This is a genomic window from Mycoplasma miroungirhinis (genome assembly GCF_013008815.1).
Taxonomy (GTDB): Bacteria; Bacillota_I; Bacilli_A; order Mycoplasmatales; family Metamycoplasmataceae; genus Metamycoplasma; species Metamycoplasma miroungirhinis.
The window spans coordinates 328,865-344,680 of sequence record NZ_CP053097.1; the positions used below are offsets into that span (position 1 = coordinate 328,865).

Annotated in this window: 4 protein-coding genes; 2 read left to right on the forward strand and 2 right to left on the reverse strand. The window is 20.6% G+C overall.

All coding sequences use genetic code 4. The features are described 5' to 3' along the window. Window positions 1-101: 101 nt before the first annotated feature. Window positions 102-11,606 carry an SGNH/GDSL hydrolase family protein gene (locus HLA92_RS01570; RefSeq protein ID WP_171112865.1) on the reverse strand — a complete coding sequence of 3,835 codons (11,505 nt, stop codon included), beginning with the start codon at window positions 11,604-11,606 and terminating at the stop codon, window positions 102-104. 11 nt (window positions 11,607-11,617) lie between these two features. Then, a complete protein-coding gene (locus HLA92_RS01575) occupies window positions 11,618-13,195 on the reverse strand; it encodes a TrkH family potassium uptake protein (protein WP_171112867.1) in 1,578 nt (525 codons plus the stop codon). A 174-nt stretch (window positions 13,196-13,369) separates the two neighbouring features. On the opposite strand from HLA92_RS01575, the gene HLA92_RS01580 reads away from it, so the two are divergent. Next, entirely contained in the window at window positions 13,370-14,053 is a 684-nt protein-coding gene (locus tag HLA92_RS01580) for a potassium channel family protein (protein ID WP_171112869.1), read from the forward strand. 155 nt (window positions 14,054-14,208) lie between these two features. Continuing rightward, on the forward strand, window positions 14,209-15,816 hold the full coding sequence (locus HLA92_RS01585; RefSeq protein WP_171112870.1) for a CTP synthase: 1,608 nt from the start codon (window positions 14,209-14,211) through the stop codon (window positions 15,814-15,816).

Consider the following 15,816-nt stretch of genomic DNA (forward strand, 5'->3'; position numbering starts at 1 on the left):
AATAATTTTTTTTAACTTAAAAATACTCTTTTTATGTTATAAAACAATTTTTTTTATCAAATTTGAAAAAATAAAAGAAAAAAACACTATGTGTTTTGATCTTAGTATTGTCCTTTTTGAATTTTTGATACGATAGTTCATTTAGGACTTCACCAATGTCCAGTGTTTTGTCAATCAGCAAAATTACTATTAACATTTAAAGAAGTTAAACTAGATTGATTCATAAATTTACCTCAACTACCTTCACGAATTGTTCATAAAACATATTCTTTTTTAGATAATGGCTTACCATTATTAATTGAAGGTCCAAAATAAACATTAGGACTATAATTCTTTTTATTTGGATCATTCTCAGGAAATTCAGATGTTGTTAAAATATAAATAATATCATCAGGTCTATAATTTTGTTCATCAGCAAAATAATCACGTCCGAAAGTTTTACCTCTGTAATGATAATAAGCATTCATTTCATTACGTATTGTTCAAAGATCTTGTGGATGTTCTAAACTTGATTTTAATGTTTTATTTAAACGTTTTAAACCTAAAACTGTATCCTCTAATAATATTCATAAAATTGAAGGACTAGTTGTTCCACCTTTTCATCATCGAATGAATTTTTCTTCTCTTTCTCTATCTGTTGTTTCTCTGAAATACATTTGAAATACAGCATAATTTACTGTTGTATAAACTCTATATAAAGCTTTATATGCAAAATTTTGTCTACGTTGTTTGTATCCTGCTGCATCATGAGGAATATTTTGTTTTCAGAAAACAGATGATATTGTTTTATATACTTTATCTAATATATCTAATTCAGATTTATTAGATGAAACCATATAAGCTGGATTTTCATCAGGAGGAATAGGATCTGCTTTTGATTTAAAGGAAATTAATTTACCAATTGCTTCAAAAGCACTATTTCCAACAATATTATCTAAGTCTTTTTTGTTAGTTCTTTTTGTTTTATCAGGATTTCTATTTAAATTTCTTAACCCATTGTATAGTAATGAATTTTCAAAATTAGATTTTTCAAAAATTAAATTAATTATTTTTGTAAATTCTTCTGATGAAATTGGATTATCTTTTTTATCACCTACAAAGTCTAAAATAATTCCAATATCACCTTTACCTATTGCCCCTAATACTTTTAAAAATGCATCTTCAATTCATTTAGTTGGTTGTTCGATTTTAAATTCTAATGCTTTTTTAGATAATCATCAAAATGAACGAAGTAAGATTTTTTTATTAAATCAATCATTTTTTAATAAATGTGGAACTAATTTTTGTAATACATTACTTACAAGATTTACATCTTGGGTATTGGTATTTTCAATCTTCATTAATTTAAATATTAAATTAGTTACATTATCAGCATTTTGTTTTTTGTTAAAGAATTCTGTTAATGTTTCTTTTAATAGTTTAATAATTGCTTCTTGTTCATGGTTTATAATTAATGATATTAATTTAGGTAAATTTGAATCATCGCCTTGTTTATATTCTTTTCAATGTTTAATATCTGATTTTAAAATATCTTTAACAATTTTGTTTGTAAATGTTTGAATTGAATTATAAGATATAAATTCTCTAATTAAGTCTTGTAATTGTTGTTTTGTGACATTTGGATTTGAATTTATAAATGAACTTAAATCAATGTTTAATATAACATCTTTAATGATTTTATGAATACTTTTTTGAATAATTATTAATTTTTGTTCACTGTGTTCAGTATTTGCTAATGAGTTATTAAATGCTAAAAATATTTTTAAAAGTAAATCTTCAATATTTCTAAATTTCTTATTATTATCTTGAACTGAAGCAGTATTTGCTACTGAATTTGATTGATTATTTTCTGAGTTTTGATTTTGAATATTAATAATTAATTTTTTAATAAATTTATATAAATTAAATATTTTATCTGATTGATTTTCATTGATTTGATCTGTGTTTTGAGTTAATTCATTATCATTAATTAAAACATTAATAAAGTCTTTTCCAAATTCACTTGTTAAAATATTGCTTCAATTTGTATTTGTAATAATTTTTTCAAGTAATGAAGAAATTAAATTTTGATTAAATTGATTATTTATAAAGAAATCTAAATCAACAACTTGATCTAAAATGTTATTAAGTAATGTTGTAAAGTAATTTTTATTGGTCATTGTATCAATTGCTCTTGATACAAAATCAATAAATGATCTAGATTCAGAATCAGTTTCAGTAAATTCTAAATGATATGTTTTATTTAAATAATTAAATATATCATTCGCAATAAAGTTTTCATTATTATTTTCAGAAACAGCAAATGATAAAATATTAGCTAATGATTGTTTTAATAAATCTAAATTTGATTTAATAATTGCTTTTAAAACATCATTTAAATTATTTGCTTGCTGAATTGTTGAATCATTTGTGTGTAAATAATGTTTAGTAATTTTTGAAATAGCATCTTCTAATTGACTACTATTTCCCACTGAATGAATAACTTTATTTATAGTTTCTATTTTGAAAATACCATTAATATTAAATTCTTGGGCATCAAAATTAGAAAGTTCGTATTTTAAAATTTTAGAAATAACTTGTGCAACTCTTGTTGAAATTTGTTCATTATCTAATGAACCATTTAATGTTTTTAAAATACTACTAATAAAATTAAATAATGAACTTTGATCAAATGACTGTGAGTTAGTATTGCTACTATTTTCACTATTTTCTTGTGTAGAATTTGTTGAAAATTTAATATTAGATCTTAATGTTTTATATAGTTCAAAGAAATCATTAACTGATGCATCATCATTAAAGAGATTATTTAATAATGAAGAAATATTTGCTTTTGTAATTAATGAAGTAATAGTATTAAAATTAAATTTTTTAGCAATTTCTTGTTGTATTGCATCAGTATCAATTTTATTATTTTTAATAAAGTTAATTTGTTTTAAAGAATCAATAACATGACCAATAATATCTTTATATGAACTATTTGATTTAATAAAATTAAATATTCTAGTTGAAATATTTTTTATATTATTTTTATTTTGTTCAGTTAATTTATGAATTAATTGTTTATTAATTGCATTAATTATAAATTCATCTAATAAATCTTTATCTTTTGTAATTAATTCATTAACAAATTGTTGTAAATTATTTAAAACATCTTCTTTAGATAAATCTAAATATTTTTTTATTAACTCATTAATATCATTTGCAGAACTTAAATCATAACTTTTATCTAAAAACTTAATTAATAAAGTATCTAATGCTGTATCAACTGAAGCATAATCTACTATTTTAGTTAAAAAATCTTTAGTTTTTGAAGCATTTTGAGCATTTTCTACTATTGCTAATAAATTAGCTTCTTTAATTTCGATTTTTGCAATAGCTTTTAATAATTTTTTAATATTTTGTTTTAAATTATCATCACTACCTTCTAAAATTCCATTTCCTGCTTTTAGAATTTTAACAATTAAATCAAAATTAATTGTTTGTGTTGAATCAGTTTCATTTGAAGTTTTATTTTGTGAAATTGAAAAATCATTAAATCTAAATCATTTATAAGCTTCAACAATTTGGTTTATATCATGTTCTAAATGTTCTTTTGTTAATAAATTATTAAAAATATGTTGTACATTTTCTTTTGAAAATAATGTTTTTAAATTCATTTCGTCGAATAATTTTTGATAAATAGAATTTAAAATTTCTTTATTAAAGTTATTGTTTTGGTCAAAAATATCATTTGTATTTAGAACTTCTTTAACAATATCAAAGAACTTAGTAATAAATGTTGTTTTATCAATTTCATTTGTTGCTTTTTCAATGATATTTTGTAAATCTAACTTAATATTTTGAGGAATTTCTTTTTGTAATTTGTGTTCAATAATATTAATTATTATTTGGCTTAATAAGTGATCAGTTTTATTTGATTTTAAAATATCATTTATTGTTGAAACAACATCTGAAGAAATATTGTCTAAATTATTTTTAACTAATTTATTAACTAGTTTATAAATATCTTCAACATCATTATATTGATTTGATGTAAAGAAGTTAGTTAAAACTTTATTACTTAATTGTTTAAATGTATTTAATTTCAATGTTGAAACAATAACATCTTTAAGAATATTTTGATGAGTAGTATCTAAAATATCAACACTTGAAACATCAAGTTGTTTTTTAACATAATTTTGAGCAACAAATAATGCTATTTCATTTAAATTATTAATATTTTCTTGATTTTCAGTAGTATTTAATGATCCAGTTGCTAATTTTGCAACTTTAAATATTCAATTAATAATATTGAAATTACTTTGTTTTTGGTTTGTTAGCTGAATATTATTTGTATCTTGAATATTATTATTTCATTTTGAATTGATAATTGCTTCTACTACATCAATTATTTTTTGTTTATTTTCATTACTAAATAATTTAGAAACTAATAATTTAAATGATTGTTTATCTAATAATTTTTCAATAATAGTTTCATTTGTAAATAATTCTTTTAGTAAATTTAAAATTTCTGGATTTAAAGTTTTATCTGCTAATAAAATATTTTTATTTACTAAATTATCTTTGATATTTGAAAATACTTTATCTAAAACATTACTATCTTGAATAAATGAAATAAATGATTCTAATATATCTTTAAAATTATTTTTTATTTTTGTATCTTGAATATTAAAAGTATTTGCAAAAATTGAAGTAATTATATCTTTTAGATTATCTTTAATATTTTGATTATTTAAAGCTGATTTAGAAATTATTTTTAAGTCATTACTAAAAGTATCTAAATTATTATTAACAAGACTATTAATAATTTTTACAATTGAATCTAAATGTTCATATTTATCAGTTGTAAAATAATTTTCTAATAATTTTGCAACTAATGTTTTTGTTTGATCTAAATTTAAAATTTCTTTAATAATATTTTTTGTTTTCAGTTTATTATTTTCATCTAAGAAAGTTATTTTATTTAAATCTATTTTTTCAACTACAAATTCATTTAAAAGTAAAGCTACTAATTCTGATAAATTATTTAAAACATTAGTATTTTTATTGTTATGAGTATAAATATTTGAAGCATTTTGTAAAATTTGTAATAATAAATCTTCTATATTTAAAGAAACATTTGTTTTAGTTTGTTCTACTTGATCTACTGATTGATTTTGTATTTGTGAAACAAATAATTTAATTACTTTAACAATATCAGAATTAATATTTTGATTAAAGAATGTTTCTAAAAATACTTTGATATTAGTATTTGATAATAAATTATTTATTGTATTTTTATTTTTTAATGTATTAATTAAATTTTTAATTAAGTTAGCATTTAATTTTAAATTATCATCAAGTAAATCATTATTTTGAATAAATGATGAAATTTCAGTTTGTAGTGAATTTAAGATATTATCATCAGAAATGAACTCATATACTTTATTTAATATATTTTGAAGTGATGTTTTTATTTCATCATCTAATGTTAGATTTAATTTATTTTCAATAACATTGATTAATATTGAACTTAATTTTTGTTTAAGTTCTGCATTTGTTAAAATATTTTTAATAATTTTTTTAATATGTTGAATAAAAACATCTACATTATTTTTAATTAAATTGTTAAAAAATTGAGCAAGAGATTGAGAATCTTTATATTTATTAGTTAATAAATAATCACTTAAAATATTTTTTAATAATTTAGAAAATTCTTCATCTTTTGAAACTGAAATTAAAATATTTTTAATATTATCTTGATTTTGTGGTGTAAAAATATTAGTTAATTGATTTATATTTATGTTATTTTCTAAATAATTTTGTAAGAATTTAGTTGCTGCTTTTGTAATATTTTCAAGAGCTAATGTATCTTCATTGTTTAAAACATTGCCAAAAGCTTTTAAAATATCTAAAACTTTTATTTGTAACTGTGTATCTTTATTAATTCATTTTGCATTAATAAAGAAATTAATGATTATATTAATTTCTTTATTAATTCATTTTGCATTAATAAAGAAATTAATGATTATATTAATTTGTTCACTTCTATCTTCATTAAAAATTGATAATAAAATTGGTCTTAAATTTTCTTTATTTAAAAATGATAAAATTTTATCTTTATTTTCAAATATTGATGTTAATATATCTAAAATTTGGGTATTCAAAATTAAACCGGTTTTTACAATATCATTAGCATTAATAATTGATTTTAGTTCATTAATAAGTTGATCAAAAATTGGATTTGTTTCGATATTTGAAAGTATAGCTAAATAAATTTCTTTTAAATTTGCTTTAGTATTTGCATCCACTTTTGTTTCTAATTTACTATTTAATAAGTTAATCAAAATTTCAAATAAGTCATTTTGATTCTCATCAGTTTTTATTATTTTAATTACTAATTCTTTAATATTTGTTAATATTTGATCTAAATTATTTTTTATTACTTGATTTATGAAATTCTCAATATTTTCAACATTTTTATAAGTATCTGTTGTTAAAAATTCTTCAACAATTAATTTTAGAATATTAGTTATTTTTTCATTTTTTAAAGATTTTTTTAAAACATTTTTAATAAATGTTTGATTAGATTGATCTAAAAATGTAATTTTATCTAAATTTAATTGTTTCTCAACAACTCCATTTAATAAATTTTCAATACTTGAAACTATGTTATTAATAGTTTGGGCATCGTTAGTCTTAGATAAGGTATTTGAAAATTTTTTAATTAATGCTCAAAGATTAAAATTATTTGATGATTGATTATTTTGTGAATCTTGAGATATTTTAATTTCATTATTTTCTTTATCATCTGCAATTAATTTAATTAAAATTTGGTCAAGAGATTGTTTATTTTGATTACTAAAAATATTAGTTAAAATTCATTTTGCATTTTTAGGTGTAATTAAATCATTTAGATTAAATTTTGTTAAAAAATCTTTATTAAAAATGGAAGATAAATCAGTATTATTATCAAAAGTCACTTGATTTAACATATTAATAAATGTATCTAAAAATACATTAACTAGTTCAGAATTATCAATATTTGCAACAACATTTTTAAATAATGATTTAAATTCATCTTTAACTGAAGTTATGTCTTTTAATTTATTAATTTGTACAAAAGTAATTTCAGCTAAAAAGTCTTGAAGTTTATCTTGTTTTGATAATCAATGAATATATGTAGTAATTGAATCTTTATTTAATTTAATAGTTTCTTTAATTAAATCAAAAATATTTTCAATTTGAGCAATTGTTTTTTTGTTATTTGTAAAAATACTATCAATTAGTGTAGTAATAAATTCATTAGTTTTTGAATTAACTAATAAATCATCAATTAAATAATCAACAAAGGAATTTCAATAATCATTAGATATTTTTAATGAATTTTCAATTGAAGGATACAGATTTTTTAAAGATGTTTTTAAAAAGTCATGTGATTTTTGATTTTGTAATATAAAAGTAATAATTTCTTTTAAAATATTAGAAATTTCAGCAGATGATTTAAAACTATTTATTTTTTTAACTAATTTAGGAACTATTTTATAAATAATTGTATTTAAATCACTTAGATCTTGTAATTTATTTTCTTTTATCTCTTCACTATTTTGATTTTTTTGTTTTGAATCTAAATTTAACCTATCAAAAAGTTTTTCTTTGTTATTATTAATAATTTCTAGTAAGTTTTTAATGTCATCTTCATTTAATAAATCAACAAATTCTTCAATATTTACTTGTTTTAATAGTTCAAATAATTTATTAAGTCCAAAACCACCTTTAAAATGAACAGATAAAACAACATCATCTGATAAAGTGACGCTTTGAGTTATGATATTTGTTAATTCAATTGATACTGTTTTAATAAATTCTTGATTATTTAATTGTTTTAGAATTTTTTCTAATGTTGATGATAGTTTTATTGCTTGTGGGTTTGTAATATTTATATATGGTTTTAAATATTCTTTAATAATTTGACTAACAACAATTAGAGCAGATTGTTTATATTCATTATTTTTAAATACTTCATCTAAAATCACTTTTGATATGTTAGATACTTTATTAATAAGATTTTCAATAACAAATTGTTTAAATCATAAAGAAGGACTTGTTTGAGACAATTGAATAGATTCTTCACTAAAAAGTTCTTTAAAAATTGATTGTAATGTTGATTTTGATCAATTTTGTAAATTATTTTTAATTAAATTTTTTGATTGTAAAATAAAACTATTAAAATTATCAACTGTTGATTGATCTCAATTTTTATTCGATATATCAATTGCATTAAATAATTTATCAATGATTTTGTTTAAATTAATTTTTTCAAACACAAAATCAATAAATTTTTCATTTTCAAAGACTGGTTTTAATGTTTGTAATCATTTATCAATAGTTACATTAATATGATTGTTTTCATCTTTTGCAACTATTAATGCAAGTATATTGTTAATAACATCTATATTACTAAAATTAAAGTAATTTTTAATGGTTTCAACTAAAACATTAAAAATTGATTCTAATGTTGTTGTTTTTGAAAAATCAATGTGTTCAAAAACATCAAGTAAATCATCAAATAATGAAGAATTACTAATATTTCCAAGTACTTTTGAAATATTTTCATTTAATAGATTAATTTGTTGGTCTGAAAAATCTAATTGTGAATATTCTTTAAAAATGCTTGTTAAAATTTTAATTGCAATTTGTTTGGATTGACCATTTTTTAAAACTACATTTATAAATTTATTAACTAATTTTTTAGGTTCTAGAATTTTAATATTTTTAAGAGTATTAATTAAAATTTCATTTAAGTTTTGACCTTTTAAAATATCTAAATTATCAATAATATTATTAAAAGATTGAATAATTTGTGCTTTTAGTTCTTGATCTGCAAAAAGTTCATTAATTAAATTTTTAAATCATAAATTTAAAGCATTATTTAAACCTTTTTCAGCAACTAAATCAATATTTAATTTATCAGTAATATTTAAAAAATCAATTTTTTCATACAATTTATTTACTACATTACCTTGTGAATAAATATAAATAAATTGATTTATTAAGTTGTTATTTAAAACATTTGATTGTAATAAATATTTAACAAATAATTTTAAATTGTCTTTTACTATTTGGTTTTTGTTGATTTTATCGTTATTAATTACGTTTAAAAATATTGTTTTAAGTTTATCTAAATTAAATAATGATTGATTTTGTGATAAATCACTGATGTTAATATTTTCTAAATAATTTTTGTTTGCAATAAATTCAATTAATGTTCTCATACCATCAAGATATTTTGAATCATCTAAATTATCTGATAGCAATGAAACAATAATTTCACCATTTGCATTACCTGGATAAATATCTAAAATACTTGATGTTAGTGCTATTGAAATAATATTATCAATATCTGTATTTGGTTTATTGATGTTTTCAAATATTAAATCAACAAACTTAGAAACTACATTTTCAAAAAATGGTTTATCTTTGAAACTAACGATTAATTTATGTAAAAAATATTTAATTTTATCTTTATTATCAACACTTAAATTATTTGTATTTTTAGATTCTAATTTTTCTAAAATTAAATTAATTAATAAATCAATAGATACTTTACTTTCGGTAATTGAATTTACCATCATTTTAACTATATCTATTATTTGAATTTTATTAGTTTCATAAACTTTAATTAAAAAATCAGTTAAAGTAGGTGCGTCTTTAAAATAAGCTGAATAATCATCAATGATATGAGTAATAATTTCTTTTAATTCTTCAATTATTTTAGAGACTGTTTTTTTATTGCTATATACTACTTGTGCAAAGGATTTTGATATAGTAGTTGAAAAAGGAATAAAGTTTTTATCATCTAAAAAATCATCTAATAGTGAAAAAATAACTTCTTTTAAAGTTTGATTTTTATAGTTATTTTTAAAAAAATCACTTAAAACAAATTTTCTTAATGAATCATAAATAATATTATGATCAAAAACTGCATTTTTAATAATTTGTTCTATTTCTTTTGATTGAATATATTCAACTGGTTTTGAATCTATTAATATTTCTACATCACGTTTAATTTTGTTAAATATTTTACCAAAAATACCAGTATGAATAAATTCGATAATTACTTGCTTTAAAAAATTATTATCTCCATTTTGTTTAATGATATTATCAACAATTCTTTCAAAATTAGGAAAATTTTCTATTTTTAAACCGATGTTATTTAAAGCATTTCTCATATAACTTTTGATTTGATCAAAGTCAAAAATTAATTCATCTTTTGATAAATAGTTTTCTAATAATGTTTCAATATCAATATTAGGATTTAATGCAATAAATTTAGTTATATTTTGATTTATTGTATTATTTTCAAAATCATAAGAAACATCAAAAGTATTATTATTTAAAGCATAAACTCCATAAACTAAAAGTTTAATTTGATTATTTGTATATTTTTTAAAATTAATAACTTGTTTATAAGAACCTTTATCACTTCTTTCAAATTCAGTAATTTCTTTATTTAAATTGTTTTCACGGTTGGGATTATAAGACATTTTTAAAAAGATATCTTGAGCCATTTTTTTATAACCTAAAATATCGGGATGAATATCGAAAATATTACTTGCAAGTTCTTTTGATTCTAATTTTCATAATTCTTTATTAAATGAATTAATGTAATTTACATTATTTTGTAAAGCAATATCTTTTAAAACATTATTTAAAGAATTAATAACAAAATCTGAAAAATTTTCTTTTACTTTTGCATATTTTTTATCTATCATATTAGTAATACGCACAAAAGGCATTGGATATGAAATAATGTTAATATTTAGATCAGGATTAATTTTACGTAGTTTATTTAAAAGTAATGTATATTTTTTTGTAATATCAATTTTAAATTTTTGAGATTGTTGAATAAATTTATCATATTTAGTTTTAATTTCTACATCATTTTCTTCTGAATCTTGAATACTTAAAACACTTATTAAATCAAATAAATCAACATATGAAAGATAATCATTTGCTCCTAAACTAATTGTTAGCAAATTAGCTTTTTTAAGTTCATCTATTAATTTTCCAGTTTGATTATTTTCAACTTGAAAATCATTAAATAAATATTTTAATCTATCTTCAGAATACATCTTAATAGGATTTTTAGGTGATTTATCTAAAGAAAGATCAAAAGCTAAATTATTTTTAATCTTTTTATATTCATCTGAATTAATATCATATGAAGATGGATCAAGTAAATACAATCAATCATCTACAGTTGTACCAGTTAAACCAAAATTGATATAACTAGATAATTTTGTATTTTCATCATTTGTCATTTTGATTGCATTTGCAAGATATGAAGGATAACTAAGACCTTCTATTTTATTTGTTTCGATGTTTAAATATCCACCTTGATCATAACCAAATTTAGCATTAAAACCAGCTGCTATACTATCACCAATAGCAACATATTTAATATCATCTTCTAAAGTTGAAACATCACTTTTTAAATTTAAATCAACATGAATTTCAGCAGGTGTTTCAGTTTTTTTGCTCAAAATTATTGATAAAGGTGCTGCAAATGAAACAGCTACAACAACGGATAAAAATCCTAATGTTATTTTTGCAGATTTTTTCATAATTACCTCTTTTATCCTAATGAAACATCTTCATAAATATAACGATATTTAGTTACATAAGATTTTTGATTTCCTCAAACTAAAATAGTTGAAGTTATACCTAATTGTCCTATAAACATATAAATAATTAAAAACAATTTCGATGTTAAATTAAGTTTTTCTGTTATGCCTGTACTTAATCCTGAACTACCAAAAGCAGAACATACTTCAAAAAATGCAGATACAATTGTATATTGTTTTTCATTTTTTGAAAGATTAGCTGGAGTTAGATCAGATAAATTAAATGAGACAATAAATGTACCAATTAATATTAAAATCAGTCCTATAGTTAAAATATTAATAGCTTTAATTAATGTTTCTTTACCTATTTGTCTATTAAAACTATTAATGGTATTTCTACCTCTAATTGTATTAAAAATACTTAGGAAAATAATAGCGACAGTTATATTTCTAATTCCTCCTGCAGTTGAAACAGGTGCAAAACCAATAAACATTAAAACAGCATGTAAAAGTATTGTTTGATTTGAAAAATGATAATAATCAACTGTCGAGAATCCTGCACTTCTTGTACTCAAAGTATTAAAAATAATTGCAAAACTTTTATTAAAACTATTTCCGTATTCATTTTGATGTCAAAAACCATTAGGATTTTTATTAATTACTTCAAATAAAAAAGTAAATAAAATTCCAATTGTTGTGACTAAGAAATAAGTTGTTAAATTTAATTTTGTAAATAATGTAAATTCATAACGTTGTTTCTTGATTTTTGCTTGAATTTTTTTATAAAAATCATATATTGTAGGATAACCCATCCCACCTGCTAGAATTAAAATAATAATTCAAATTTGTAATACATAACTACTATTATATGCATTAATGGAATTTGGACCAATGATATCAAAACCAGCATTATTAATAGCACTAATACTTTCAAATGTTGCGTATCTTAATGAAAGTAAAATATTGTTATGTGGATTATATTTTTGTTTAAGATATGGATTAAAATGTTCTATGTCATTATTTATTAATGCTTTTTGATCACTAAAAAAACCTTCATTACTAAAATAAAAATAAAATGTCATAAAAATAATGCTAGTAAATAAAAGAATAAATAATGTAGTTAATGATACTTTAATAATATTTTGAGTATCTCCTACAACAGTTGAACCTCGTTCAACTTGAATTAAATCACGTTTAAAGTGACTGGTTTTAGTTTTAAACATCCATCCAAATAACATTCTTAAAATGTAGAGTTTTAAAGTAAAGAAACCAAAACCACCAATTAAAATTCCGATTGCTATAACAGATTGACCAAATTCATTAAAACCTTCACTTATATTGATGTTACTTAATCCAGTATCACTAAAAGCACTAGCAGCAATAAATAAAGCATCACCATAATTAAAATCTGGCTTTTCAACAAGCATATTTTTATGACTAATAGGTCAGTATAAAAATAAAGATAAAATAATTGTAATAATTAAATAAACTAAAAAGATGTATTTTATTTTACCAGTTTGCTTTAAATAATAAAATATATTTTTGCCGTTTATATTTCATTTTTTTAAACGGTGTCTTGTATTTTTCATAGTGAAATTTTACCTTAATAATCATTTTTTTTATGATAATTTTTATAAATTTATAATTTATACATTTTTTAAACGTGAATTTTTAATCATAAAAATTATTTATTTTAATTAACTTTATTACAAAAAAGATAGTAAAATACTATTATAATTACAGTTTTTCAAGAGGTAATAAAAATGAAAAAACAAAAAAAATTTTCTGAAATTTGTATCATTGGAATGGGTAGATATGGACAAAGTGTTGCAAACAATTTATTAAAAAAATCTGCTAATATAAGTTTAATCTTAATTGATAAAGATGAAAAAAATCTTTTAAGTTATAAAAATGAAGTTTCTAAAATTTATGTTGCAGATGCAGCGGATCCTAAAGTACTAAAATCATTAGGTATAATCGAAAGTGATGCAGTTGTTGTTGCTACTGGAGATAATGTAGAAATTGTTGCTTCTTTACAAGAAATTGGGGTAAAAAACATTATCAGCAGAGCAAATAGTGAAAGACATGCAAGGGTTTTAAAACAAATTGGAGTAAGTCAAATTATTAGTCCAGAACAAGAAGCAGGAATTAAAACAGCAATAATCGTTGCTAATCAATCATTTTTAAGATACTCACAAGATTTAGAAGATATTGGAGAAGAATTTGTAATTGGAACTTGTTATATTAAAAATGCAGAAATTTTTGATAAACAAATTAGAGATTTAGATTTAAGAAAAAGAAACACTAACATTGTGTTAATCCAAAGACAAAACACAAGTTTTTTACCTGATGGTAATTTCCGAATCCAAAAAGATGATTTAATAACTGCAATTGCTAAAGTTGAAGATTTAAATAGTGTTTTTGACTGATTTTCAGAATACGAATAATTAAATAATGAAAATACCTTTTCAATCGGGTATTTTTTTGTATTTTAGATAATTTCAATTAATTTTTAAGTGTATTTTGTTAAAAATCGTGTAATTTTGTTAAAATTATAAAATATATTAATATTTTAAATTCAATTTCTAGTGGGGTAAAAGAAATGAAAACTAATTATATTTTTGTTACCGGTGGTGTAATAAGTGGAATAGGAAAAGGAATAAATGCAGCAAGTATTGGAAGATTATTAAAAGCAAGGGGTTTTAGTGTTTTTTCAATGAAACTTGATCCATATTTAAATGTTGATCCTGGAGTTTTAAGTCCTTTTGAACATGGCGAAGTATATGTAACTGAAGATGGTGGAGAAACTGATTTAGATTTAGGACACTATGAAAGATTTATTGGTGAAAACTTAAGCAAATTATCTTCTATTACAAGCGGAAAAATATTTCAAAAATTACTACAAAAAGAACGAGATGGACAATTTAAAGGAAAAACAGTTCAAATTGTCCCACATTTTACTGACGAAATTGAAAAAATAATTTTAGATATTGAAACAAATAAAAACCCTGACTTTGCAATTATTGAAATAGGTGGAACAGTTGGTGATTTAGAAAGTAATTCATTTTTTTATGCATTAGCACAAATAAGATACAAAATGCGTGATAAAGTCTTTTTTATTCATACCTCATATGTACCTTTTTTAGAAGCTAGTGGAGATTTTAAATCAAAACCTACTCAACATTCCATTAGTTTATTAAGAGAACTTGGAATAAATCCTAATTTAGTCATTTTAAGAAGTCATAAAACACCAAGTCATTATGTTGTACAAAAAGTTGCAAAATATACTTTTTTAAATGAAGAAAACATTATTCCAGTTCCTGATTTTAAACAAGTATATAAAATGCCTTTATACTTAGAAAAACATAAAGTAAGCCAAATAATTTTAAAATATTTTAATATTAAAGATAAAAAACCTAACTTACAAAATTGAAAACATTTTGTTTCATTAATCGAAAAAAAATATGAAACAAAATTAAATATTGGAATGGTGGGTAAATACATTACATTTGAAGATGCTTATAAATCAATTATCGAAGCATTAAAAATATCAAGTGCTTATGAAAATGTAAATATCGTTCTTAAATGAATAGATTCAGAAAAAATTGAAAATCAAAATGATGCAAAACATATGTTAGAAAATATTAATGGAGTAATCATTTTACCTGGTTTTGGTCAAAGAGGAATTGAAGGAAAAATCGAAATTGCAAATTACACTAGAAAGCATTTAATTCCAACGTTAGGAATTTGTCTTGGAATGCAAATTATGTCTATTAATCAAGCTAGATTAAAAGGTATAAAAAATGCAACTAGTTTTGAATTTAAAACAGATAATAAAGATGAAGTATATGTTTTAGATTATATTAGAGGAAAAGATTCTCATGAACTTTTAGGTGGAACTTTAAGACTAGGAGCAAGTGATACAAAAATTAAAAAAGATACATTAGCATATAAAATATATCAACAAGAAATTATTAGCGAAAGACATAGACATCGCTATGAAATAGTTGAAAAATATCGTAATATAATTGATGATGGAGATTTTATTTTTTCAGGTGAAGAACCAAATAATCATTTAGCAGAAATTTGTGAATTAAAATCCCATCCATTTTATATTGGAACACAATATCATCCAGAATTTAATGCAAGACCATTAAGTCCTCATCCATTATTTAGTAGTTTCATAAAATCAATTAAAGAAGGAAAATAA